The 24116-nt window shown below is 67.7% G+C and carries 28 protein-coding genes and 1 tRNA gene; 10 read left to right on the forward strand and 19 right to left on the reverse strand.

All coding sequences use genetic code 11. From position 1 onward, the window contains the following. Positions 1-8 precede the first annotated feature (8 nt). Together ACKTT0_RS21880 and ACKTT0_RS21885 are read left to right on the forward strand one after the other, a co-directional pair. Complete coding sequence (locus ACKTT0_RS21880; RefSeq protein WP_407851869.1) at positions 9-1184, forward strand: PepSY-associated TM helix domain-containing protein; 1176 nt, start codon at positions 9-11, stop codon at positions 1182-1184. Beyond that, positions 1181-1366: a hypothetical protein gene (locus tag ACKTT0_RS21885; RefSeq protein ID WP_407851870.1), complete on the forward strand. Its 186-nt coding sequence runs from the start codon at positions 1181-1183 to the stop codon at positions 1364-1366. The genes ACKTT0_RS21880 and ACKTT0_RS21885 overlap by 4 nt, the downstream gene beginning before the upstream one ends. A gap of 13 nt (positions 1367-1379) precedes the next feature. Here the strand turns inward: ACKTT0_RS21885 and ACKTT0_RS21890 are convergent, their stop codons facing one another. Beyond that, positions 1380-2207, reverse strand: a complete 828-nt coding sequence (locus tag ACKTT0_RS21890) for an aldo/keto reductase (protein WP_407851871.1) — start codon at positions 2205-2207, stop codon at positions 1380-1382. 101 nt (positions 2208-2308) lie between these two features. Continuing rightward, the gene (locus ACKTT0_RS21895) at positions 2309-3061 is read right to left on the reverse strand and encodes an IclR family transcriptional regulator (protein ID WP_407851872.1); all 753 of its coding nucleotides are present in this window, start codon (positions 3059-3061) and stop codon (positions 2309-2311) included. A gap of 191 nt (positions 3062-3252) precedes the next feature. On the opposite strand from ACKTT0_RS21895, the gene ACKTT0_RS21900 reads away from it, so the two are divergent. From ACKTT0_RS21900 to ACKTT0_RS21910, 3 genes are all read left to right on the forward strand, one after another. After that, a complete protein-coding gene (locus tag ACKTT0_RS21900) occupies positions 3253-4218 on the forward strand; it encodes a Bug family tripartite tricarboxylate transporter substrate binding protein (protein ID WP_407851873.1) in 966 nt (321 codons plus the stop codon). Positions 4219-4322: 104 nt separating this feature from the next. Further along, positions 4323-6128 (forward strand): ABCB family ABC transporter ATP-binding protein/permease, encoded by a 1806-nt coding sequence (locus ACKTT0_RS21905; RefSeq protein ID WP_407851874.1) that lies wholly within the window; start codon positions 4323-4325, stop codon positions 6126-6128. 65 nt (positions 6129-6193) lie between these two features. Next, positions 6194-6607 carry a Rieske (2Fe-2S) protein gene (locus tag ACKTT0_RS21910; protein WP_407851875.1) on the forward strand — a complete coding sequence of 138 codons (414 nt, stop codon included), beginning with the start codon at positions 6194-6196 and terminating at the stop codon, positions 6605-6607. Here the strand turns inward: ACKTT0_RS21910 and ACKTT0_RS21915 are convergent. The 5 genes from ACKTT0_RS21915 to ACKTT0_RS21935 form a co-directional block, all read right to left on the reverse strand. Next, positions 6591-6806 carry a hypothetical protein gene (locus tag ACKTT0_RS21915; RefSeq protein ID WP_407851876.1) on the reverse strand — a complete coding sequence of 72 codons (216 nt, stop codon included), beginning with the start codon at positions 6804-6806 and terminating at the stop codon, positions 6591-6593. The two genes, ACKTT0_RS21910 and ACKTT0_RS21915, sit on opposite strands and share 17 nt — an antisense overlap. Positions 6807-6878: 72 nt before the next feature. After that, positions 6879-7985, reverse strand: coding sequence for an AGE family epimerase/isomerase (locus ACKTT0_RS21920; protein WP_407851877.1), 1107 nt, complete (start codon positions 7983-7985; stop codon positions 6879-6881). A gap of 126 nt (positions 7986-8111) precedes the next feature. After that, positions 8112-8324, reverse strand: a complete 213-nt coding sequence (locus tag ACKTT0_RS21925; protein ID WP_012249539.1) for a hypothetical protein — start codon at positions 8322-8324, stop codon at positions 8112-8114. A gap of 148 nt (positions 8325-8472) precedes the next feature. Continuing rightward, positions 8473-8682, reverse strand: a complete 210-nt coding sequence (locus tag ACKTT0_RS21930) for a hypothetical protein (RefSeq protein ID WP_407851878.1) — start codon at positions 8680-8682, stop codon at positions 8473-8475. 250 nt (positions 8683-8932) lie between these two features. Beyond that, positions 8933-9181 carry a hypothetical protein gene (locus tag ACKTT0_RS21935; protein ID WP_407851879.1) on the reverse strand — a complete coding sequence of 83 codons (249 nt, stop codon included), beginning with the start codon at positions 9179-9181 and terminating at the stop codon, positions 8933-8935. A gap of 143 nt (positions 9182-9324) precedes the next feature. On the opposite strand from ACKTT0_RS21935, the gene ACKTT0_RS21940 reads away from it, so the two are divergent. After that, positions 9325-9711, forward strand: coding sequence for a VOC family protein (locus tag ACKTT0_RS21940; RefSeq protein WP_407851880.1), 387 nt, complete (start codon positions 9325-9327; stop codon positions 9709-9711). On the opposite strand, the gene ACKTT0_RS21945 is transcribed toward ACKTT0_RS21940, so the two are convergent. Further along, positions 9712-10128, reverse strand: coding sequence for a hypothetical protein (locus tag ACKTT0_RS21945; protein WP_407851881.1), 417 nt, complete (start codon positions 10126-10128; stop codon positions 9712-9714). 162 nt (positions 10129-10290) lie between these two features. On the opposite strand from ACKTT0_RS21945, the gene ACKTT0_RS21950 reads away from it, so the two are divergent. Next, positions 10291-10488, forward strand: a complete 198-nt coding sequence (locus ACKTT0_RS21950) for a DUF3606 domain-containing protein (RefSeq protein WP_407851882.1) — start codon at positions 10291-10293, stop codon at positions 10486-10488. A 37-nt stretch (positions 10489-10525) separates the two neighbouring features. On the opposite strand, the gene ACKTT0_RS21955 is transcribed toward ACKTT0_RS21950, so the two are convergent. From ACKTT0_RS21955 to ACKTT0_RS22000, 10 genes are all read right to left on the reverse strand, one after another. Beyond that, positions 10526-11623: an NAD(P)-dependent alcohol dehydrogenase gene (locus ACKTT0_RS21955; protein WP_407851883.1), complete on the reverse strand. Its 1098-nt coding sequence runs from the start codon at positions 11621-11623 to the stop codon at positions 10526-10528. A gap of 858 nt (positions 11624-12481) precedes the next feature. Then, positions 12482-12558 (reverse strand) — tRNA-Pro (locus ACKTT0_RS21960). A gap of 68 nt (positions 12559-12626) precedes the next feature. Next, positions 12627-13049 carry a MerR family transcriptional regulator gene (locus tag ACKTT0_RS21965; RefSeq protein WP_407851884.1) on the reverse strand — a complete coding sequence of 141 codons (423 nt, stop codon included), beginning with the start codon at positions 13047-13049 and terminating at the stop codon, positions 12627-12629. A 57-nt stretch (positions 13050-13106) separates the two neighbouring features. Next, complete coding sequence (locus ACKTT0_RS21970) at positions 13107-13436, reverse strand: integration host factor subunit alpha (protein ID WP_028355850.1); 330 nt, start codon at positions 13434-13436, stop codon at positions 13107-13109. Between the two features lie 14 nt (positions 13437-13450). Then, positions 13451-15871 (reverse strand): phenylalanine--tRNA ligase subunit beta, encoded by a 2421-nt coding sequence (gene pheT / locus ACKTT0_RS21975; protein ID WP_407851885.1) that lies wholly within the window; start codon positions 15869-15871, stop codon positions 13451-13453. 13 nt (positions 15872-15884) lie between these two features. Then, a complete protein-coding gene (gene pheS, locus ACKTT0_RS21980; RefSeq protein WP_407851886.1) occupies positions 15885-16907 on the reverse strand; it encodes a phenylalanine--tRNA ligase subunit alpha in 1023 nt (340 codons plus the stop codon). A 140-nt stretch (positions 16908-17047) separates the two neighbouring features. Beyond that, complete coding sequence (gene rplT, locus ACKTT0_RS21985; RefSeq protein WP_012249551.1) at positions 17048-17407, reverse strand: 50S ribosomal protein L20; 360 nt, start codon at positions 17405-17407, stop codon at positions 17048-17050. Positions 17408-17422: 15 nt separating this feature from the next. Beyond that, on the reverse strand, positions 17423-17620 hold the full coding sequence (gene rpmI, locus ACKTT0_RS21990; RefSeq protein WP_012249552.1) for a 50S ribosomal protein L35: 198 nt from the start codon (positions 17618-17620) through the stop codon (positions 17423-17425). 198 nt (positions 17621-17818) lie between these two features. Next, complete coding sequence (locus ACKTT0_RS21995) at positions 17819-19336, reverse strand: YifB family Mg chelatase-like AAA ATPase (protein WP_407851887.1); 1518 nt, start codon at positions 19334-19336, stop codon at positions 17819-17821. Positions 19337-19423: 87 nt separating this feature from the next. Continuing rightward, positions 19424-19693 (reverse strand): accessory factor UbiK family protein, encoded by a 270-nt coding sequence (locus ACKTT0_RS22000; RefSeq protein WP_407851888.1) that lies wholly within the window; start codon positions 19691-19693, stop codon positions 19424-19426. Positions 19694-20346: 653 nt separating this feature from the next. Here ACKTT0_RS22000 and glnK point away from each other — a divergent pair. Both glnK and amt read left to right on the forward strand, forming a co-directional pair. After that, complete coding sequence (glnK, locus tag ACKTT0_RS22005) at positions 20347-20685, forward strand: P-II family nitrogen regulator (protein WP_012249555.1); 339 nt, start codon at positions 20347-20349, stop codon at positions 20683-20685. Positions 20686-20722: 37 nt separating this feature from the next. Then, on the forward strand, positions 20723-21961 hold the full coding sequence (amt, locus tag ACKTT0_RS22010; protein ID WP_407851889.1) for an ammonium transporter: 1239 nt from the start codon (positions 20723-20725) through the stop codon (positions 21959-21961). A 140-nt stretch (positions 21962-22101) separates the two neighbouring features. On the opposite strand, the gene ACKTT0_RS22015 is transcribed toward amt, so the two are convergent. After that, positions 22102-22713, reverse strand: a complete 612-nt coding sequence (locus tag ACKTT0_RS22015; RefSeq protein WP_407851890.1) for a TetR/AcrR family transcriptional regulator — start codon at positions 22711-22713, stop codon at positions 22102-22104. A gap of 96 nt (positions 22714-22809) precedes the next feature. Here ACKTT0_RS22015 and ACKTT0_RS22020 point away from each other — a divergent pair, with 96 nt between their 5' ends. After that, entirely contained in the window at positions 22810-24105 is a 1296-nt protein-coding gene (locus tag ACKTT0_RS22020; protein ID WP_407851891.1) for an MFS transporter, read from the forward strand. Positions 24106-24116: the final 11 nt, after the last annotated feature.

Genomic DNA, 24116 nt, shown 5'->3' on the forward strand with positions numbered 1-24116 from the left:
TGCCCTCCATGACCGCCGCGACCACCGTCAAGACTTGGTATCTGGTCCACAAATGGACCAGCCTGGTCTGCACCCTGTTCTTGCTGGTCATCTGTTTGACCGGGCTGCCGCTGATCTTCCACCACGAGATCGAGCATCTGCTCGACGAAGGCAAGCCGGTGGCCGAGCTTCCCGAGGGCACGCCCAGCATCAGCCTGGACCAGGCGGTGGCGCAGGGCAAGGCGCTGTACCCCGCCGAGCACATCGACTATCTGTTCATGGACGACCACGAGCCCCAGATCTGGGTCGGCATGGTGCCGGAACTGGGCAAGGGGGTCGAAAAAGGCCATGCCGTGCGAGTGGACGCACGCACCGCCGAAGTCCTGCACGACGGGCCCCTGTATGCCGACGACCGCTTCTCGTTCATGGGCATCATGCTGGCGCTGCACGTGGACCTGTTCGCCGGCCTGCCGGGCGAACTGTTCCTGGGCTTCATGGGGCTGCTGTTCGTGGTGGCCACCGTATCGGGCGTGGTGCTGTACGGTCCGTTCATGAAAAAGCTCGAGTTCGGCACCATCCGCGCCGGACGCTCGACGCGCCTGAAATGGCTCGACCTGCACAATCTGCTGGGCATCGTCACCCTGGTGTGGGTATTCGTGGTGGGCGTGACCGGCGTCATCAACGAATTGTCCACGCCCTTGTTCCGCCTGTGGCAGTCCACCGAACTGCCGCGCATGCTGGCGCCCTACCAGGGCCGCAGCGTGCCCACCCAGCTGGCTTCGGTGCAAAGCGCCGCCGACACCGCCATGCAGGCAGTGCCCGGCCGCGAAGTGTCGTTCATTTCGTTCCCCGGCAACGCCTTCGGCAGCCCGCATCATTACATCGTGTGGCTCAAGGGCAATACGCCCCTGACCTCGAAGCTGAACACGCCCGTGCTGGTCGACGGAGTCACCGGCGAACTCAGCGCGGTGGCGCGCATGCCGTGGTACCTGACCGCGCTGGAGCTGTCGCGTCCGCTGCACTTCGGCGATTATGGCGGCATGCCGCTCAAGATACTCTGGGCCCTGCTCGATGTGATCGCCATCGTGGTGCTGGGCAGCGGCCTGTACCTGTGGCTGGCCCGCCGCAAGGCGACCGACGCGCGCGTCGCCGAACTGGTGCGCCGCCACCAGCAGGCCGCGACGCCCCAACGGAGCCCCGCATGACCCCGCGCAGCCGTTTCTGGTTCATCTGGGGCGCCCCCATCGTGCTGGGCGTGCTGAGCGTCTTCGGATTGCTCGCCGCCCTGCTGGGCACGGGCCTGTGGCACTGGGCTTCCTGGCTGTCGCTGGCGGCCCTGCTGGCGGTCATCGCGCGGTACTGGTGGTTCCCCCCGTCCCGCTCCTGAGGGCCGGCCGCCGCTAGCCCTTGAAGCGCTCCGGGTCGGGACCCAGCCGCCCGGTCTCGGGCAGGCCGTCGATGGCCGCCATGTCCTGCGCCGACAGCTCGAAATCGAACACGTCGATATTGGCGCGGATGCGCTCGGGCGTGACGGATTTCGGAATCGCGATCAAGCCGTTCTGCACATGCCAGCGCAGCGTGACCTGCGCGGCCGATTTGCCGTATTTGCCGGCCAGCGCCGCCAGCGTCTGGTCCTGCATCACCGTGCCCTGGCCGAGCGGGCTCCAGGATTGCGTGGCGATGCCCTGGTCGGCATGGAATGTCCGCAATGCCTTCTGGGCGAACCCGGGATGCAGCTCGACCTGGTTGACCGCCGGCGCCACGCCGGTCTCGTCGATGAGCCGCTGCAGTTGCGCCGGCGGGAAATTGGACACGCCGATGGAACGCGCGCGGCCGTCTTCCTTCATGGCGACCAGCGCGCGCCAGGCATCCAGGTACTTGTCGCTGCCCGCCACCGGCCAGTGGATCAGGTACAGGTCCACATAGGCCAGGCCGAGCTTGCGCAGGCTCTCGTCCATGGCCCGCTGCGCCTCGTCGTAGCCGTGCCTGTCGTTCCAGAGCTTGGTGGTCACGAACAATTCCTTGCGGCCCAACCCGGCCGCGCGCAGGCCCTCGCCCACGCCAGCCTCATTGCCGTAGATGGCAGCCGTGTCCACCAGCCGGTACCCCGCCGCCAGCGCCTCCTTCACGCAACGCGCCGCCTCGTTGTCCGGCACTTGCCAGACTCCCAGGCCCAGTTGCGGAATCGTATTGCCGTCGTTGAGCTTCACTACGGGAACCTTCGCCATGAGACCTCCGATGTCAATGAGGTTGAGTGCGGACTCCCCCGCACGAACGGGTTTTCCCTGGCATGATAGCGCCGCGGCCGCGCAGCGCCCAATGCGTGGCCTCATGCGGGCAGCGCCTGGCGCAGGATGGCGCCGCAGGCCACCACCAAGTGCCCGGCGCACTCCGCCATGGCCGCCTGCATGCGATGCCTGGGGCCGGCCACGGCAATCGCGAAAGTCTCCTGGTGCAACACCAGCGATGTCGCCACCGCCCAGACATCGTCGACGTTCTCCCCGCGCGTCTGGAAATACCCCTGGCGGCGCCCGCGCTGGATGTCCGCCCACAGGGCCTGCGGATCGGTCAGCGTGGCCGGCGTGACGCCGGCCAGCGCATGGGTGGCCAGCCACGCCTTCAGGTCGGCTTCTTTCATGCAGCCCAGCAGGGCCTTGCCGATCGAACTGGAATGCAGCGGCTTGATTTCGCCTGGCCGGGCCGAATAGCGGATCGAATGCAGCCCCTCGAGCACCTGCAGGTAGACCACCGCGTCGCCCTGCCGCTTGCCGAGGATGACGGTCTCGCGCAGGGCATCGCGCAGCCGCTCCAGCGCCGGCGTCATGCGTTCCACGAATGGGTCCTGCGCCAGGATATCGCGCGCCACATCGAACAGGCGCTTGGTCGGATACAGGGAACGCGGCCGCGTCAGCGAATACAGGTATCCGCGCGCGCCCAGCGTGGCCACGATGGCATGGCAGGTGCTCTTGGGGATGCCCGTGGCCTCGGCCAGCTCGGTCAGCGACAGCGGGCGCTGACTGGCCTGGAAAGCCTCGAAAATGTCGAGTATGCGTTCGATGGCGGTAACGCCGGAATCTGGCATGAGCGTCCTCCGGATAGCCGGCGCGGCGCGGAAATCGCGCCCCCGATGGCCTCGGCCGGCCGTTCGAGTGCCGTTTGTTCAGAATATCGAACTTTCGTCCTTGATGCAGAACAAAAGTCTGCCTAGCATGACGGCGGCCGGCACACACGGCTCGCGGGCGGCATGCGCCGGCCGCCAACAAGGAGAGAGACATGCGCTACGTTCGCCGGGCCGCCGCCCTGTTCCTGTCGCTTGCCCTGGCCGGGCCGGCCGTCGCGGCCCAGGACTATCCCGACCATCCCGTGCGCATCGTCGTGCCGCAGACGCCGGGCGGGGCCTCCGATACGCTGGCGCGCATCATCGGCCAGCGCCTGGGCGATACCTGGCACCAATCGGTGGTGGTCGAGAACCGCGCCGGGGCGGGCGGCAATCTCGGCATGGAAGCCGTGCTGGGGGCCGACGCCGACGGCTACACGCTGCTGATGAGCTACGTCGGCACGCAGGCCATCAATGGCGCCTTGTACAAGCAGTTGTCGTTCGACCCGGGCACCGACTTCGCCCCGGTGGCCACGCTGGCCACCCTGCCCTTCGTGCTGGTCACCCGTCCGGACGCGCCCTTCAAGACCGTGCAGGACGTGATCCAGGCGGCCCGCCAGGGCCGCATCACCTACGGCTCGGCCGGCAATGGCTCGGTCAACCACCTGCTGGGCGAAATGTTCAGCAGTGCCGCCAAGGTACCGCTGCAGCACGTCCCGTACCGGGGCGCGGCCGCCGCGCTGCAGGACCTGCGCGGCGGCCGCATCGACGTGGTGTTCACCAGCCTGCCGTCGGTGGCCGGCTCGATCAAGAGCGGCGCGCTGCGGCCCATCGCCGTCACCAGCGCGCGCCGCGCCAGCGCCTTCGACAGCATCCCGACCATTGCCGAGGCCGGCCTGCAGGGCTTCGACGTAAACCCCTGGTTCGGCCTGATGGCCCCCAAGGACACCCCCGCCGAGCGCATCGCCAGGATCAACCGGGACGTCAACGCCGCGCTGCGCGACCCGCAGGTGATCGAGCGCTTCACCGCCCAGGGCGCCGAGCCCTTTGCCACCAGCCCCGAAGAATTCGCCGCCCTGCTGCGCGCCGACGTTGCCAAGTGGGGCGAGGTCGTGCGCGCCTCCGGAGCGAGCGTGGATTGACAAGTCCCCGCGCGCCGGCGGGATTTTCCGGCCGGCGCGCACGGCGTAGCCGATAATGCCGGCAGCGCGGCCGATGGGCGCGCGCCGCCACTCTTGCGCACGCCATGTCCCCGCCAGCCTCCCCCCGCCCCGAGCGCGGCAGCCTCGCCACGCTGCGCACCCTGCTTCCCTATCTATGGCCGCGCGGTCGCCACGGCCTGAAGGCGCGGGTCGTCATCGCCCTGGCCAGCCTGCTGGCCGCCAAGGCGGCGGTGGTGTATGTGCCGATCCTGTACAAATCGGCCATCGACGAGCTGGGCAAGAATACCGGCGGCGCCGTGGCCGTGCCGGTCGGCCTGATCCTGGCCTATGGCGCCGCGCGGGTCTTTTCGCTGCTGTTCTCGGAACTGCGCGACGCGGTGTTCGCCCGCGTCGGACAGCACGCGATCCGCGCGGTCGGGCTGCAGATTTTCCGCCACCTGCATGCCCTGGCGTTGCGCTTTCACCTGTCGCGCCAGACCGGCGGGCTGACGCGCGCGATCGAGCGCGGCACCAAGGGCATCCAGACGCTGCTGTCGTTCCTGCTGTTCAACGTGCTGCCCACCTTCTTCGAGATCGGCCTGGTCTGCGTCGTGCTGTGGCGCATGTTCGACATCTGGCTGGCCGCCGCCACGGCCCTCACCGTGGCGCTGTATCTCGCGTACACGCTGGTAGTCACCGAATGGCGCACCAAGTTCCGCCGCCTCATGAACGAGACCGACTCCGAGGCCAACACCAAGGCGGTCGAGAGCCTGCTGAACTACGAGACGGTGAAGTACTTCGGCAACGAAGAGCACGAGGCGCGTCGCTACGACGCATCGCTGACCCGCTATGAACGCGCCGCGGTGCGCAGCCAGGTCAGCCTGTCCATCCTCAACATCGGCCAGGCGGTCATCATCTCGGCCGGCCTCACCGCGGTGATGTGGATGGCCGCCAACGGCATCGCGGCCGGCCGCTACACGCTGGGCGACTTCGTGCTCGTCAATACCTACCTGCTGCAGCTCTACGATCCGCTCAGCTTCTTCGGCTTCATCTACCGCGAGATCAAGCAGTCGCTGATCGACATGGAACGCATGTTCGAGCTGCTGGGCCAGCAGCGCGAAGTGGCCGACAGCCCCGGCGCCGCCCCGCTGCGGCTGGCCGGCGCCGAGGTGGAGTTCCGCGACGTCGTGTTCGGCTACGATCCGCGCCGCCCCATCCTGAAAGGCGTGAGCTTCCGCATCCCGGCCGGCCGCACGGTGGCGGTGGTCGGCACTTCGGGCGCCGGCAAGTCGACCCTGGCGCGGCTGCTGTTCCGCTTCTACGACGTGGACGGCGGCGCCATCCTGGTAGACGGCCAGGACGTGCGCGGCGTCACCCAGGCCAGCCTGCGCGCGAGCATCGGCGTCGTGCCGCAGGACACCGTGCTGTTCAACGACACCATCCACTACAACATCGCGTACGGGCGGCCCGGCGCCAGCGATGGCGAAGTCCAGGCGGCGGCGCGCCTGGCCCATATCCACGAGCTGGTCATGAGCATGCCCGACGGCTACCGCACCATGGTGGGCGAGCGCGGCCTGAAGCTGTCGGGCGGCGAAAAGCAGCGCGTGGCCATCGCCCGCACCATCTTGAAGAACCCGTCGATCTTCCTGTTCGACGAGGCCACCAGCGCACTCGACACGCACACCGAGCGGGAAATCCAGGCCAACCTGCGCGAAGTCAGCCAGGGCCGCACCACACTCATCATCGCGCATCGCCTGTCCACCATCGCCGATGCCGACGAAATCATCGTGCTGGGCGACGGCCGCGTGGTGGAAAGGGGCCGGCATGCGGCGCTGCTGGCGCGCGGCGGCCCCTACGCGGCCATGTGGGAACGCCAGCAGGCCGGCGCGGCCGACCCGGCGCTGGCCTGAGCCGGGTCGTTTGACACGCCGGCCGTCCTCGCCGAATATCGGCCTCTTTGCGCCCTGTGCCCGCCATGTCCGCTGCCGTCCCGCCCACCGCCGTCCGCGTCTGCGCCAGTGCCGCACTGGCCGACGGCGGCCTGGGCATCAAGCTGCCCGCCACCGATGGCGACAGCCCCGCCACCGTATTCTTCATCCGCTACCAGGGCCGCGTGCATGGCTACCTGAATCGCTGCGCCCACGTCGGCGTCGAGCTCGACTGGGAAGGCAGTTTCTTCACGCGGGCCGGCGACCTGCTCATGTGCGCCCGCCATGGCGCCACCTACCAGCCCGACACCGGGCTGTGCGTGGGCGGCCCGTGCAAGAACGGCCGCCTGGCGCCGCTCGACGTGCAGGAGCGCGACGCCGCAATCTACTGGCTGCCGGCCGGCCGCATCCGGCCGCTCTCCCCCGGCGAGGCCGGCGGCGGCGCTACGGGGCCAGCCTGAACCCCTGGTCGGTGCCCCATTTGTCGGTTTCGCGCAGCCATTTGGCGCCGCACTCCAGGCAGCGGAAGCGGTCCTCCCGGCAGCCTTCGCGCCCCTTTTGCTCTGAATGGATGAAACCCTGGTGCCCGAGCCGCGCGTGCGGCGCCACGCCCGGCAGGCCCGGCGCAATGGCCTGGCAGGCTACACACATGACGCTCATGCAATACCTCGACACATAACCTGCCAAATTGTAATCGAGAGGCGGGATTATGGCCGTCCGGCACGCCGGGCTTCAGCCCGGCAAGGCCGCGTAGCAGGTGGCCAGGTGGTAAGGCGTGGTCGAGGGCATGTCGGCGCGCGCCAGCGAACCGTCCGGGTTCAGGCATTCACGCCAGCCGCCCGGATGCAGGAAGCGGTCGCGCAGGCCGGCCAATTGGCCGGCGAGCGCCTGCCAGTCCCCCGTAGCGGCCAGATAGCGGGCATATTCGGTCTGGGCCCAGATCCGCTCGGTGGCGTCGCGTATCTGCCCGTCTTCATGCAGCGCCGCGCGTACGCCGGCGGTAGCGCCGTCGACCCCATGCTGGCGCGCCCAGCCGCAGCCGCGCGGCAGCGCCAGGGTCAGGTCGAGCTCGGCGAACACGGCCGGGGCGCTGTCGAGCAGCACGAACCATTCGAATTGATGGCCCGGCTCGATGCGGTTGTCCGGCGTACCGACCGGCGCCTCGGCGATGCACTGGCTGGGCGCATGCAGGAAGGCGTCAGCGACCCCCTGGGCCATGCCCCGCAGCGTCTGCGCAAACCAGGCCGGCTCGGCCACTCGCGCCGCCGCCAGATAGGCCTCGGTCAAGTGCATGACCGGATTCTGCGCCGGCCCCTGGCGCACCTGGCGCCAGTCAGCCGAGAGCGCGGCATGGTACAAGCCGTCGGGCCTGCGGAACCGCGCCTCGATCAACTCGGCCGCCTGCAGCAGCATCTGGCGCGCCTGTGCATTGCGCGAGCGCTCGAAATAGGCGGCGCAGGCAAACACCACGAAAGCGTGCGTGTACAGGTCCTGGGTATCGTCGAGCGGCCGGCCTTCCGGATCGATGCTGTAGCGCCAGCCGCCATGCCGCTCGTCGCGGAAATGGCGGCACAACCCCTCGAACAGCAGGTCCGCGTGCTGCGCATGCGCCGCCCCCGGCGCGGCCGCATACAAATACAACTGCCGCGCGCAGGCCATCGCGCGGTAGCGTACCGGCGCCAGCGGCAAGCCGGTATCGCCGGCCACTGCCTCGAACGGCAGGCCCATGCGCTCGTTGAAGCCGCGCCCCATCCAGAGCGGCAGGATCACGTCGTTGAAATGCTGGCGCAGGGCCAGGATGGTGCTGGAGAGTTGAGGAGGAATGACAGCGGTGGCCATCGCTACGCGGCGCGCCGGTTGCGCGCGCCCCAAATGACGAAACAGCGACGATAACCCGGATTTGCGGCGCAACCGGCCCCACCAGTGATCGACCGTCATGGCGGGGCGCCCCGGTATGCAGGCCCGTCAGCGAAAGATGTTTTCTTCCACCCAGTTCTGGGCGAAGATCTCGGCCCGGTCGCGCGCCTCGTGCAACGAGGCGCAATCGCCCAGGTAGGAAAAGGCGGCATCCACTTCGGTGCCTCCTTCGGCCGTTACCGTCAGCAGTACACCGTATCCGCCGGTATCCATGGCCGCTGTGGAAACGTCGATCAGTACTTCCTGGTCATGATGCTGCATGGCTTCCTCCCAGTCGGTTACCCCAACGCGTGAATCCACGCGTGGCGCTGGCGGGGTCCATTTATCAGGTCCGCATGACAATTGGACGCGCGGGCGGCACGCAAGTTCATCTTACTGGGGCCGGGCCGGAAAAACGCCCGTAGATTCCCTAACCGAGGTGAATGGCGCCGGGTGATTCCATGCGCAGGGCCAGGCGGCCCTTGTCGGTCAGTTCCAGGTCGCCGCTGTCGTTTTCACGCACGCAGCGCAGGATCAGCAGGGCCTCGGCCAGGTGCGCCGGCACCCGCTCGCGCGCCACGGCCCCGCCGTCGGCGACGAACTGCAGCCAGTGCGCCAGCTCGCCTTGTTGAATCTTCATACGCGCCATGGCGTCCATCATTGAGTAGTGCTTGGCCTACGATAGCACACGGCCGCCCGCAAGCCTTGGGCCACGGCCCCTCGCCGTAACAGCCCTGAAACGATTTTCTGCTTGCCCGGGGTGCCGGGCAGCGCTAAATTGAAATTGCCGGGCGTTCTGACACCCATGCGTGCGAAACCCGGCAAGAGCGCCTCAGACTCGTCCCGAGCTGGGGCGCTCTTCATTTGAGACGCGCCCGGCGGCGCCCGGCTCACTGCCCGTACACGGGCTCGCCCGACTCCCCCACCCGCTTGATTCTCTTCAGCAGGCGCTGCGCTCGCCGCTCGGCCTCCGCCAACTGGTTGCAAGGCTCCCAGTCCGGCACCTGCCACACCTGCTCAGTATCGGGGTTGCCGTCCACATGCGAGCTGACGGCCAATTGATATTGTCCGGAGCGCAACTCGATCACATCGCAGTGAATACGATACCCATCGATACGCACGCCTTTCGCGATATTCACGAATGCCCCTCGGGATGCAAGAGTCAGTCATGCCTGCAGGGTATTCCCGGGATGCGACAGGACAATTTCACTATCATGGCGAGAATGTGACTGCGCCGCCCGCCACGCCGGTCCGTCCGGCCACTCTGCACCGAGGACACGCCATGATCGACCACCTGGACCACCTGGTGCTCACCTGCACCGATCCCCGCGCCACCATCGATTTCTACACGCGCATCCTGGGCATGCGCCTGGAGACCTTCGGCCAGGGCCGGCAGGCGCTCTGCTTCGGCAACCAGAAGATCAACCTGCACGTGCGCGGCAGCGAGTTCGAGCCCAAGGCCCACCTGCCCGTGCCCGGCGCGCTCGACTTGTGCTTCATCGCGGACCGGCCGCTGGACAAGGTCATCCTGCGGCTCGAGGCGGCCGGGGCGCGCATCATCGAAGGGCCGGTGGCGCGCACCGGCGCCACCGGCAAGATCCGCTCGGTATATCTGCGCGACCCCGACTTGAACCTGATCGAGATATCGGAGCTCTCCGCGGACGCTTGATCAGGAAGGTCCGCTGGTCTTGGGCATGGTGCCCGCCGCGCCCGTGCCGGATTGCATCAACTGGCTGGCGCACAGGTCGGCAGCCCCGTCCACCGGGGTCTTGGCATCGCCGAACGTCACCCAGCCGCCCTCTTCGATCATGGTGTCGCGCTTCCAGGAGTCCGCCGATTGCAGCGCGGCCAGCTTGGCCTGCGCATCTGGCGCAGCCATGAAGCGATGCACGCAGATGCCCGCCGCCAGTTGCGCCACTGCGGCCTCGGTGGATGCTTGTGCCTGTTCCGTCGCGGTCTTGCCGGTGACCCAGCCGCCGGCCGTGAAGCCGACGATCATCGTCAGCACGGCGGCGCCCACGCACGACCAAAACCAGATGGTCTTGCTGGGTTTGTAGTCGCTCCAGGCCGTCATGGCTCTATTCATGTTTTCGTCTCCTTGGTGGTTGCGCATGCGAAAAAAACTTCACAGCGCGGCCCACTGTAGTGCAGTTCGGACCACAAAGTAGGACGGAATTACCCTTACCTAATGTAATACCGGCGGCATGGCGCTTGCTGGCATCCGGGTGTCATCCTCCTGGAGAGAGCAATGAGCGACAACCTCCAAGACCGCGGACCGCGCGATCGCGCGCGCGTCAATATCGATGAGGAATGGGAACGCCGCTACTGGAGCGAGCAATTCGGCGTCACGCTGGAACAGCTGCAAGAGGCCGTCCGCCAGGTCGGCCCCTCGGTGGAGGCGGTCCGGTCCTATCTGGCTACGCCAGCCACCGGCCGCACCACCTGAACGGCCTTGCGCCCGCCGGCGCAAGGCATGCGCGCGGCTATGGCTTGACCGCCACCTTCAGCACGTTGTCGCGCTGGTTGGCGAACAGCTCGTAGGCCGCCACGATGTCGTCGAGCCGATATTCATGCGTCACCAGCAGCTCCAGGCCGACGCGGCCCGATTCGACCACATTCAACAGGCGCCGCATGCGCTCCTTGCCGCCGGGGCACAGGGCCGTGACGATCCGGTGGTCCCCCAGGCCGGCGGCGAACGCGTCGAGTGGAATACGCAAGTCCTGCGAGTACACGCCCAGGCTCGACAGCGTGCCGCCCGGCTTCAGGACGCGCAGGGCCGACTCGAAGGTTGCCTGGGTGCCGAGCGCCTCGATGGCGGCGTCGGCGCCGCGGCCGCGGGTCAGCGACATGACCTCCTGCACCACGTCGCATTCCTTGAAATTCAAGGCCACGTCGGCGCCCATCTTGCGGGCGATGTCGAGCCGGTGTTCGTTGCCGTCCACCGCGATGATGGTGGTGGCGCCGGACAGGCGAGCGCCGGCGGTGGCGCACAGGCCGATGGGGCCTTGCGCGAAGACCACGACGGTGTCGCCGATGCGGATGCCGGCGTTCTCGGCGCCCTTGAAGCCGGTCGACATGATGTCGGGGCACATCAGCACCTGCTCGTCCGTCAGGCCGTCGGGAACTGGCGCCAGGTTGGCCTGGGCGTCCGGCACCAGCACGTACTCGGCCTGGGTGCCGTCGATGATATTGCCGAAGCGCCAGCCGGCGGTGGCCTTGTAGCCGTGGCACCCGCACAGGCCGCGCGGCACCAGGTAGCTGCCATCCTGCGACGGCGCGCCATCCTGGGCGGCGTATGAATTGAAGTTGGGGCAGATCGCGCCGGCGATGACGCGCTGCCCTTCTTCGTAGCCCGCCACCGCGCTGCCCAGCTTCTCGATGATGCCGACCGGCTCGTGTCCGACGGTCAGCCCGGCGGCGACCGGGTATTCGCCCTTGAGGATATGGATGTCAGTGCCGCAGATCGTGGTGGTGGTGATGCGCACCAGCGCATCGTTGGGGCCGACGTCGGGAACGGGCTTGTCGGCAAGCTCGATGCGGCCGGGCGCGACGAATACGGCGGCTTTCATCATGGCGGTCATGGTCGATCTCCTTCGGGTCGAAAGAACCATCAGACGCCAGGTCCAGGTCGCCAGCAAGCCCATTGCCGACCTTGGCGCGATGTCTGTTTGATCGACGACAAGCAAGGGCTTGGCACCGTGCCCAGGCCGCCCGGCTCCACCTGCCGACCACCTCGATCCTGCTGCCAATGACGCAAGCGATTGCGTGGCCGCCGCGAAAATCGCCGAAACGCCAAACGCCAAATGCCGCCACCCACAACACCGGCAAACCAATTCGACACAAAAATGCAATGTTTAGTGGTAAAATTGAAAGGTCAAGCAATAACTTGACATTGGGCCAAAGCTTCGCTTTTCAAGTGGGGCCTGGTATAGGAATCAACTAACAAGAGGTGATCGTCATGGACTTGATCAATGGATTGTTGGAGTCGATTTTGGGCCTGATCGGCAGCATTCTTGGCGGGATTGGTGGTGGCGGCCTGCCGCTTTGATATCGTTGCGATAAACGGCAAGATCAGCCTCCGGCCGGCTTCATCCGTTCGCGTTTGACCTGCCGGAAGCGGCATCGAGCCGTGAGAACAAACCGCCGTACTGGTAATCAGCTACGGCGGTTCTCTTATCTTCCCGGGTGAATGGACAACCCACCACCTGGTCCGCTATTCCAGATACCCTTCACTTCGGCAAAGAACCGGGAATTCGTCCGGTCCCATGGCTTCACGCCGAAACCAGGCCAACAACGCGGCAAGACCCTGCCGGCCGTCGCGCCCGCCACGCGCAACCCCGCATCGACAGCGCTGATGAAGCACCGGGAAGCTTGGTGGAAAGCCCCCAACAAAGGAAAAGGGAGTTAGTGACTGTTATCACTAACTCCCTTGGAACTGCTGGTCGGGACGGCGGGATTCGAACTCGCGACCCCTTGCACCCCATGCAAGTGCGCTACCAGGCTGCGCTACGCCCCGAAAGAAAAAGAGTATATCAGAACGGGAAAAAACCTGCATGGCTCATGCAGGTTTTCGATGGGAAATTTTCAGTGCGAAGCGTTGCCGGCAGGCGCCGCGGCTGCCGGTTTTTCGCCCAGGGCTTCGGCCAGCATGGCCGAGACATTGCCGAGCTCGGTGCGCAGCGCCTGGATTTCGGCGGCGCTCAAGCGCACGGCGGCGTCCTGGTCGTGCGGCGTGTCGCGCGCATCGCCGAGGCGATTGCGGGCCCCGCTGATGGTGAAGCCTTGCTCGTACAGCAACGAACGGATGCGGCGGATCAGCAGGACTTCATGGTGCTGATAGTAGCGGCGATTGCCACGCCGCTTCACCGGCTTGAGCTGCGTGAATTCTTGTTCCCAGTAGCGCAGCACGTGCGGCTTGACGCCGCAGAGATCGCTGACTTCGCCAATAGTGAAATAGCGTTTGGCGGGAATGGGCGGAAGCGCAACGGTGGAGTCGGGACGGGTCATGGAAGGATTTTATGCCGTGGTGCGTCGTGAGCCGATAACAATTGCCGACAAAGCGTATCACTCCCCGCCGTCGGGCGCACCTGCCGGCTCGGCTTGCTCGACCACGCTCTTGAGCTTCTGGCTGGCATGGAAGGTGACGACACGGCGCGCTGCAATGGGGATGGTCTCGCCGGTCTTGGGATTGCGTCCGGGACGCGGCGGCTTGTTGCGCACCTGGAAATTGCCGAAGCCCGACAGCTTGACCGAGTCGCCGCGCGCCAGGGCGTCGCGGATTTCCTCGAAGAACGTATCGACGATGTCCTTGGCTTCGCGCTTGTTCAGCCCCACCCGCTCGAACAGCAGTTCGGCGAGTTCGGCCTTGGTCAGGGTACGCGGCTCGGCAAGCATGGAAGTCCCCTTGTTCATGTGCGCTGCCGCGCGCCATGGGCGGACGCCAGCGCCTGGTTGATGCGGGCCAGGCAATCGGCCACGCGGGCTTCGTCCAGCGTGACTTCAGTGTCCTGTAGCCAGAAGCGGAAGGCAAGGCTTTTTTCAGCGGCGGGCGACTGGCTGTCGCGGGATTTCTCGCGCCATACATCGAACAGGCGCACATCCTGCACCACCGCCAGTTGCGGATCGGCCGCCACCGTGGCGGCCACCGTGTCCAGCATGGCCTGGGCGCTGACACCCAGGTCGACCCACAGCGCCAGGTCGCGCACCACCATTGGCTGGCGCGACAGGTCGCGCACCTGCGGCAGGCGCCCTTGCGACAGCGCGTCGGCATCCAGCTCGAACACCACCGGCGCGTGCGGCAGCTCGGCCTGCAAGGCCCAGCGCGGATGCAGCTCGCCGAGCCAGCCCACCGGCTGACCGTCCAGGTCGATGCGGGCGCTGCGGCCCGGGTGCAATGCGGGGTGGACGGCGGGCTCGAAGCGCAACTGGCCGGCGCGCGCGCCGAACAGCGCCATCACGTCCATCTTGACGTCGTAGAAATCGACGTGTCGGGTGGGCGTGCCCCATTGCTCTTCCAGCGCCGGCCCCCAGGCCGCGCCGGCCAGCCGCAGCGGCTGGCGCACGCCGGCCACCTCGAGCGGGCCGTCGGCATGGCCGGCATCGCGCAGGAACACGCGCCCCAGTTCGAAGACCCGCACACGCGTCTGCTTGCGATTGGCGTTGTAGCGGATGTTCGCCACCAGGCCGGCGATGAGGCTGGAGCGCATCACCGACAAATGGCTGGCAATGGGGTTGAGCAAGCGCACCGGGTTGCCGTTGGCGGCGTAGTCGCGCTCCCAGTCGGCTTCCACGAAGCTGTAGTTGACCACTTCCTGGTAGTCCTGCGCGGCGGCCAGGCGGCGCAGCAGGTGCGGGCCGCGGCGCTCCTCGGGCTGCGAGAACATCTTGGCCGGCGCCATCGGCGGCACGTCGGGCAGGCGCTCGAAGCCGTAGATGCGGGCCACTTCCTCGATGAGGTCTTCTTCGAGCGTCAGGTCGAAACGGTACGACGGCGGCTCGACGATGAAGTCGTCGCCCTGCACCTGGTGGGGCAGCCCCAGGCGGGTGAAGATCTGTGCCACTTCGGCCTGCGGCACGGGCACGCCCAGCACGCGATGGCACCGCGACAGGCGCATGCGCACCGGCTCGCGGCTGGGCAGCCTGGCGACCTGGTCATCCAGCGGGCCGGCCTGGCCGCCGCAGATGTCGAGGATCAGGCGCGTGATGAACTCGAGGTGTTCCGGGATGCTGGCGTAGTCGACGCCGCGCTCGAAGCGATGGCTGGCCTCGGAGCTGAATTTGTAGCGCCGCGCGCGGCCGGCGATGGACTCCGGCCACCAGAAAGCGGCCTCGACGTAGATATTGGAAGTGTCCAGGGTGACGGCCGTGGCTTCGCCGCCCATGATGCCCGCCAGGCTCTCGACCTGGTCGCCGGCGACCACCACGCCCACCTTGGGGTTGAGCTCGATTGTCTGGCCGTTGAGCAATTCGAGGCTTTCGCCTTCGCGGGCCCAGCGCACCTCGATGTCGCCGCGGATCTTGTCCAGGTCGAATACGTGCGACGGACGGCCCAGCTCGAGCATGACGTAGTTGGAGATATCGACCAGCGCCGACACCGAGCGCTGCCCTGCCCGCTCGAGCCGGGTTTTCATCCAGGCAGGCGTGGCGGCGCGCGCGTTCACGCCGCGGATGACGCGGCCGGCGAAGCGGCCGCAGAGATCGGGCGCCTGGATCGACACCGGCAGGCGGTCCGCCAGCGTGACCGGCACCGCGGCGGCACTCGGCACCGACAGCGGCGCGCCGGTCAGGGCGGCGACTTCGCGCGCCACGCCCAGGATCGACAGGCAGTCGGCGCGGTTGGGCGTGAGCTTCAGCGTGAACAGCGTGTCGTCGAGATCGAGCGCCTCGCGCAGCGACTGGCCGGGCGCCAGTTCGGCAGGCAGTTCGAGCAGGCCGGCGTGGTCCTGCGACAGGCCCAGCTCGCGCGCCGAACACAGCATGCCGGCCGATTGCACGCCGCGCATTTTGGCCACGCCGATCTTGATGCCACCGGGCAGTTCGGCGCCCACGCGCGCCAGCGGCACGGTCAGCCCGGCGGCCGCGTTGGGCGCGCCGCAGACGATCTGCAGCAGGTCGCCCGAGCCGTCGTCGACCTGGCAGACGCGCAGCTTGTCGGCGTCGGGATGCGGGGCGATGGCGGCGATGCGGGCCACCACCACGCCGGCGAAGGGCGGCGCGGCGGGCGCGGTTTCTTCGACTTCCAGGCCGGCCATGGTGAGCCGGTGCGCCAGTTCATCGGTTGTGATCGCGGGGTTGACCAGGGCGCGCAGCCAGGATTCGGGAATTTGCATGATCAGCCGTGGGTTATTCGTTGAACTGGCGCAGGAAGCGCAGGTCGCCTTCGTAGAACTGGCGCAGGTCGTTGACGCCGTAGCGCAGCATGGTCAGGCGCTCGAGGCCCGAGCCGAACGCGAAGCCGATGTAGCGCTCGGGATCGAGCCCGAAATTCCGCACCACTTGCGGGTGCACCTGGCCGGAACCGGAGATCTCGAGCCAGCGGCCGCGGTTGGGGCCGGACGTGAACATCATGTCGATCTCGGCCGAGGGCTCGGTAAACGGGAAGAACGACGGGCGGAACCGCACGACCAGGTCGTCGCTCTCGAAGAAGCGGCGCAGGAAGTCGGTGTAGACCCCCTTGAGATCGGCAAAGGAGATGTCCTCGGCGATCCACAGCCCTTCGACCTGGTGGAACATGGGCGAATGGGTGGCGTCGCTGTCGACGCGATAGGTGCGGCCCGGCGCGATGACCTTGATGGGCGGCTGGTGCATGCGCGCATAGCGCACCTGCATGGGGCTGGTATGGGTGCGCAGCAGCAGCGGCAGACCGTCGCCGTCCTGCAGGTCGACGTAGAAGGTGTCCTGCATGGAACGCGCCGGGTGGTCCAGCGGGTTGTTCAGCGCGGTGAAGTTGGTCCAGTCGTCTTCGATCTCGGGGCCGTCGGCCACGTCGAAGCCGATCGAGCGGAAAATCTCCTCGACCCGTTCCCAGCTGCGGGCGATGGGATGGATGCCGCCCATGGCCCGGCCGCGGCCGGGCAAGGTGACGTCGATGGTCTCGGCGGCCAAGCGGGCGTCGAGCTCGGCCTGCGCCAATTGGGCGCGGCGCTCGTTGAGCAGGGCCTCGATGCGCTGCTTGGCCTGGTTGATGCGGCCGCCCAGCTCGCGCTTCTGCTCCGGGTCGAGCTTGCCCAGCCCCTTGAGCAGCATGGTGAGCGCGCCTTCCTTGCCCAGGAAGCGCGCCTTGGCGTTCTCCAGGGCGGTGGCGTCGCGCGCCGCGGCGAATCGTTCTTGGGCCTGGGAAACCAGGTCGTCAGCCAGTAGAGTCATGGAATCACAGCCTAAAAACAATGCCCTCGCGCTGCGCCGGCTTGCGGCCCCGGCGGGCTGTTTTGCCTTGGGGCGGCGGCAAAACGCAAACGGGGCCGACAGCCCCGTTTGCAGCGATACGCGATACGATCAGCGCGCGGTCAGGCGGACAGGGCTGCCTTGGCCTGCTGCACAATGGCGGCAAAGCCGGCCTTGTCGCGCACGGCCAGGTCGGCCAGAACCTTGCGGTCGAGATCGATCGAGGCCTTCTTCAGGCCGGCGATGAACACGCTGTAGCTCATGCCCTGCTCGCGCACGGCGGCGTTGATGCGGGTGATCCACAGGGCGCGGAAGGTGCGCTTCTTGTTGCGGCGATCGCGGTAGGCGTATTGCCCGGCGCGCATGACCGCCTGCTTGGCGATGCGGAATACGTTGCCGCGGCGGCCACGGTAGCCCTTGGCGGCGGCGATGACTTTTTTATGACGGGCGCGGGCGGTAACGCCGCGTTTGACGCGAGGCATAGTGGATCTCCGTTATCAAGCGAAAGGCATCATGGCTTTCACGGAAGCCACGTTGGTTTCATGGACCGCCGCCGAACCGCGCAGCTGGCGCTTGTTCTTGGTGGTTTTCTTGGTCAGGATGTGGCGCTTGAAGGCCTGGCCACGCTTGATGGATCCGCTGCCGCGAACCTGAAAGCGCTTGGACGCGCTTTTCTTGGTTTTCATCTTGGGCATGATGATTCCTAAGTTTGTTGATTACATGGACACAGGTGCTTGGTTCCGGCCGCTTGCATGGGCAAGCGGCGGGGCCAAGGCTTGCCGGACCTGGGGCCACTTCTGGTTTTTCCCCGATAAACCAACTGGCTGACCGGGAAAAGCCCTTGATTATATGGTGATTTCGGGTTTTTTGTCGAATTGCCCGGGCCCGGCGTGTCAGCGCAGCGTGCAGCGATATTGCAGCGCCTCGGCCACATGGCGCGCCTGGATGCGGTCCTGGCCGTCCAGGTCGGCCACGGTGCGCGCCACCCGCAGGGCCCGGTGGGTGGCGCGGGCCGAGCCGTGCAGGCGCTGCATGGCCTGCTGCAGCAACTTGCGCCCGTCCGCCTCCAGGGCGCAGCCCGCTTCGATGGCGCGCCCCTGCAGCATCGCGTTGGGCACGCCCTGCCGCCCCTGCTGGCGGGCCCGGCACTGGGCCACCCGCTCGCGCACGACCGCGGACGACTCGCCCGGCGCGGCGTCCAGCCAGTCCGCCGGGACGGCGGGCAGCTCGATGAGCAGGTCGAGCCGGTCCAGCAGCGGCCCGGACAGCTTGCCCGTATAACGCGCCACCTGATCGGGCGTGCAATGGCACGGCCGGCCCGGATGGCCGCGCCAGCCGCAAGGACATGGGTTCATCGCCGCCACCAGCTGGAAACGCGCCGGATACTGCACGGCGTGGCGCGCCCGGACGATGTCCACCCGGCCCGTTTCCAGCGGTTCGCGCAGGGACTCGAGGGCGCGGCGGTCGAATTCCGGCAATTCGTCCAGGAACAGCACGCCATGGTGCGCCAGGCTGATTTCGCCCGGCCGGGGTCGCGCGCCGCCGCCGATCAGGGCCGCCGCCGAAGCGCCGTGATGCGGGGCGCGGAACGGCGGCTGGCCTTGCAGCGCCGCGACCCCGCCGGCCAGCCCCGCAATGGCGGCCACTTCCAGCGCCTGCTCGCGCGACAGGGGCGGCAGCAGGCCCGGCAGCCGCTGGGCGAGCATGCTCTTGCCGGCGCCGGGCGGACCGATCATCAACAGGCTGTGTCCGCCCGCGGCCGCGACCTCCAGGACCCGGCGCGCCATCGCCTGGCCGCGCACGTCGGACAGGCATGGCGGCGGCGCTGCCGCCTGCCACGGCGCCGGCTCGGCGGCGGGCAGCGCCGCGCCGCCCGCCAGGTGCGCGGCGATCTCGGCCAGCGTGCCGGCCGCCAGCACGCGCAACCCCGGCACCCAGGCGGCCACGGCGGCGCTCGCCCCCGGCAGCACGAGCGTGGCGTCGGGCTGCTCGCGCGCGACCGCCAGCGCCAGCGCCAATGGCGCGCCCACCGGCACCAGCGCGCCCGTCAGGGACAGCTCGCCGGCCAGCACCAGGGACTGCAGGCCCTCCGGCGCCGAGCCGCCCGCCGGGCCGGGCGTGGCGACCTGGCCGCTGGCCAACAGGACACCCAGCGCGATCGGCAGGTCGAAACGGGCCGAGGCCTTGGGCAAGTCGGCCGGCGACAGATTGACGGTGATGCGTCCGGCGGGAAACTCGAAGCCGCTATTGAGGATGGCCGCCCGCACCCGCTCGCGGCTTTCCCGCACTTCGGTATCGGGCAGCCCGACGACATTGAAGGCCGGCAGCCCCGGGCCGAGGTGGGTTTCGACGCGCACGGCGGGCGCATCCATGCCGGACAGCGCCCGGCTGGCAAGTACGGCGAGAGTCATGGCGGCTCCTGAGGAAACACCGCCAGTATGGGCAAGCGGGGGCCGCCCGGCTTGCCCGGCGCGACCGGAATGTCGCAGCGCCCGTCTTTACTTGCTGGCCAGCGACTGCCCTTCCAGCGCCGCCACGCGGGCCTCGAGCTGCTGGATGCGGGTATTGAGCTGCTCGACCCGCTCGCGCGCGCGGGCCAGCAGGTCCGCCTGCACGTCGAACTCCTCGCGCGTGACCAGATCCATTTTGTTGAAAGCCTGGCCCATCATGGCCTTGACGTTGCGCTCGAGATCAGCGGCCGGGCTGCGGGCGATCAGGTCGGACAGGTTTTTCTGGATGTCTTCGATCCACTGGGTACGGTTGTTCATGGCGTGCTCGCGTTCGCGACTTCAATGTGCACAGTGTAGCGGCAAAGGAAAGCGCCCAGGCCCGCGGCACGCGCACAAAAAAAATGGGCGGGCCGCACGCGACACCGCCTCAAAGCACAGGAGAAAACCGAATCGCCCCAAGGCGACTCCCAGAAGCAATCGCACCACTCGGGCGCTCGCCGCACTGTCGTACGGCATGACCTGATTCTTCCCGAGGCCGCGCCCGCCAACAAGCCGTCGCATGTAATGCCGCGTTTCAGGTGATTCGATACATTTATGTCGAAACCGCACTGAATTCTGACATGCATGGCGATACAAACGTGTCCCTATATGCCTTTGGCATGGGGCTCATAACGCCACACAGGACGTCCAGCCTGGCGCCGGGCCATGTGATAGCCGGCGCCGGCCCCATCGCCACGTCGCTGCAATTCGATACAAGATAGGGGCCAGCGAGACGTTTTGTTTCAGGGTGCCCTGCCCACGTGCCACGCACCATCATGGAGCGCACGGGCGCCTTCTTTTGCACCATTTCCGGGCAAGCCCGCACGCCAGCGGGGCAACCCGCCCGCTGGCCGTGCGCCGACAGCCTTCCGTCACATGGCATGGATATTGCTTGATTGGGCATGCCTGAGTGCAACCATGAGAGGAATGCCATGAAACTCATCATCGCCATCATCAAGCCGTTCAAGCTCGACGAGGTGCGGGTGGCCCTGTCCGGGATCGGTGTCCAGGGATTGACCGTCACCGAAGTCAAGGGGTTCGGCCGCCAGAAAGGCCATACTGAGCTTTACCGGGGCGCGGAATATGCCGTCGATTTCCTGCCCAAGCTGCGGGTCGAGGCCGCCGTGCCCGACCACCTGGTCGACCAGGTCATCGATGTCATTGAGCAGGCCGCGCGGACCGGCAAGATCGGCGACGGCAAGATCTTTACCGCGCCGCTGGAACAAGTCATCCGCATCCGGACCGGCGAATCCGGCGAAGCCGCGCTGTAACAACAACGATAAAGCAAGACGCATTGGAGCCTGAAAAATGGATAAAGCGGATATCTCCTGGTTGCTCGTTTCGACGCTGCTGGTATTGATGATGGCGGTGCCCGGCCTGGCGCTGTTCTACGGCGGCCTGGTGCGCAGCAAGAATGTACTGTCGGTGCTGATGCAGGTCCTGTGCACCTTCGCGCTGGGCCTGGTGCTGTGGTTCGCCTATGGCTATTCGCTCGCCTTCACCGAAGGCAACGCGTTCTTCGGTGGCCTGTCGCGGGCCTTCTTCTCGGGCATGTTCACGCCCGCCGATGGTGCATACGCCATGTCGGGCTCGCTGACCGAATTGCTGTTCGCCTCGTTCCAGGCGACCTTCGCGGGCATCACCTGCGCGCTGATCGTGGGCAGCTTCGCCGAACGGGCCCGCTTTTCGGCGGTACTGGTGTTCACGGTGATCTGGTTCACCTTCGCATACGTGCCGATCGCCCACATGGTGTGGTTTGCCTCCGAGACGGCCCCCGGCCTGCTGAACGCGCGCGGCGCGCTGGATTTCGCCGGCGGCACCGTGGTGCACATCAACGCCGGGGTCGCCGGCCTGGTGGGCGCCTATGTGGTCGGCAAGCGCGTGGGCTACGGGCGCGAGGCCATGCAACCGCACAACCTGCCGATGACCTTCATCGGCGCCGCGCTGCTGTGGGTGGGCTGGTTCGGCTTCAATGCGGGCTCGGCGCTGGCGTCGAACGAAGCCGCCACGCTGGCCTTCTTCAACACCATGATCGCCACCGCTGGCGCGGTGCTGGCATGGCTGTTCACGGAATGGGCCGTCAAGGGCAAACCTTCGATGCTGGGCGCCGCCTCGGGCGCGGTGGCCGGCCTGGTCGGCATCACGCCCGCCGCGGGCCTGGTCGGACCCGGCGGCGCGCTGGTCATCGGCGTGGTCGCGGGCGCCGTGTGCGTCTGGGGCGTCAACGGCCTGAAGCGGCTGCTGCGCGCTGACGATGCCCTGGATGTGTTCGGCGTGCATGGCGTGGGCGGCATCATCGGCGCGCTGCTGACCGGCGTGTTCAATGCCCAGGCGCTGGGCGGGCCGGGCCTGGCCGACGCGGGCGCCATCCTTGGCCAGGTATGGGTGCAGCTCGAAGGCGTGCTGCTGACCATCGTGTGGTCCGGCGTGGTGGCGTGGATCGCCTACAAGATCGCCAACATGCTGTGCGGCGTGCGCGTGCCGGAAGACCAGGAACGCGAAGGCCTGGATGTGACCAGCCACGGCGAATCGGCGTATCACAGCTGATCCCGGTTTTGCCAGGTGTCTGACACCCCGTGCGACGCTCACTGCCTGCGCAGCGCGTTTCGCGGGGTGTCAGACACCTTCACGCGAGGCACCTCCGCTCGCGCACATGCCGGCGCGCTTCCAGCGCGGAGCGGCACCTGTCATCCGGAACCCAGGCTGGCGTCGATCAAGCGGCGCGCGGCTTCGGGCAGGTGGCGGGCGGGACCGCCCTGCCCGAACAGCTGGCTGGAAACGAACGCGCCCTCCAGCAACAGCAGCAGGCCGTCGGCCAGCACCTCCGGCTCGGCCGCGCCCATGGCGCGCGCCAGTTCGACCATGCGCGCGCGCAACTGGATCTTGTGCGCCACCGCCACCTGGCGCGCCGGATGGTCCGGCTCGGGGTACTCGACCGCCGCGTTGGTCAGGCCGCAGCCGCGATAGCGGGCGCTGCTGGAAGCGCGCTGGGCCAGCCCCTCGAAATACATCATCAGGCTGGCGCGCGGGTCGTCCGGATACACCTGCTCGCCGGCGTTGAACTTGGCCCAGAACTCGGCCTCGTAGTCGCGCAGGTACGAGGCCGCCAGCTCGTCCTTGGATGAAAAGCTGCGGTACAGGCTGGGCTTGGTCACGCCCGCCTCGGCCACCAGCGCGTCGACCCCGACGGCGCGAATGCCGTCTTCATAGAACATGCGGCGGGCGGTCTCGCGGATGCGGTCGGCGGCAGGCTTGTGCGGGCCGGCCGTTTCAGCGGATGCGGGGATCTTGCGGGCCATGGCGGCACTCCGGACAAACGGGTCATCAAAAATCACTTGACGATGTTACTGACCGGTACGTAGCATACGAGTTCCCGCAACGTACCGGTCAGTAACATGAGTATATCCCAGCTTCCCCGCCCCTTCCGGCGCTATGGCCAGGCGTATGCCTTCGTCGTGGTGGCGGTGATTTTCCTGGCCTTGCTGGTCTCTGCCGGCCTGCGTTCCACGCCCAGCGTGCTGCTGGTGCCCCTGGAGGAGGCTTTTGGCTGGAGCCGCGCCACGGTGTCCTTGTCGGCAGCCGTCGGGATTTTCCTGTACGGCCTGGTGGGGCCGTTCGCGGCCGCCGCCATGGAACACTTCGGACTGCGGCGCGTGCTGATCGGCGCGTTGGCGCTGATGGCCGCCTCGACTTTCGCCAGCAGTTTCATGACGCAGCCCTGGCACCTCTTGCTGACCTGGGGCGTGTTCTCCGGCATAGGCTCGGGGGCCGTCGCGGTGGTGCTGGGCGCCACCGTGGTCAACCGCTGGTTCAGCACCCGCCGCGGCCTGATGATGGGCCTGCTGACCGCCAGCACCGCCACCGGCACCCTGCTCTTCCTGCCGGGCCTGGCGGCGCTCGCGTCGTCGGGCGATTGGCGGCGCGCGGTATGGGCAGTTGCCGCGGGCGCGGCGGCGCTGGTGCCGCTGGCCTGGTGGCTGGTGCCGGACCGGCCCGCCAGCGTGGGCCTGGCGCCCTACGGCACGCCGCCCGGCACGCCCGTGCCGCCTGCAGCGCCGCGCACCGGCCTGCTGGCCGCCACCTTCGGCGCGCTGGGCCGCGCCGTCCGCACCCGTACGTTCTGGTTCCTGTTCGCCACTTTCTTCGTGTGCGGCTTCACCACCAATGGCCTGGTCGGCACACACCTGATCGCCCTGTGCGGCGACCATGGCATCCCGGAAGTGCGCGCCGCCGGCCTGCTGGCGATGATGGGCGTGTTCGACCTGGTCGGCACTACCGCCTCGGGCTGGCTCACCGACCGCTACGATCCGCGCAAGCTGCTGTTCATGTATTACGGCCTGCGCGGTCTGGCGCTGATGTACCTGCCCTATTCCGACTTTTCGTTCTACAGCCTGTCGATCTTCGCGATTTTCTTCGGGCTGGACTGGATCGCCACCGTGCCGCCCACGCTGCGCCTGACCACCGAGGCCTTCGGCGAGCGCGACGCGCCGATCGTGTTCGGCTGGATCGTCGCCGGACACCAGGTCGGCGCGGCCAGCGCCGCCTGGCTGGCCGGCTTCATCCGCGAGACCCAGGGCAGCTACCTGGTGGCGTTCGTGCTGGCGGGCGCCACCGGGCTGGCGGCGGCGGTCATCGCCCTGATGATCCGGCGCAGGCCGGCGGCCGGCGCCCCGGCCATCGCGCCGGCCTGAGGCCGCACGCG

The sequence above is a fragment of the Bordetella saccharivorans genome (genome assembly GCF_045862855.1).
Classification (GTDB): Bacteria; Pseudomonadota; Gammaproteobacteria; order Burkholderiales; family Burkholderiaceae_B; genus Bordetella_A; species Bordetella_A petrii_F.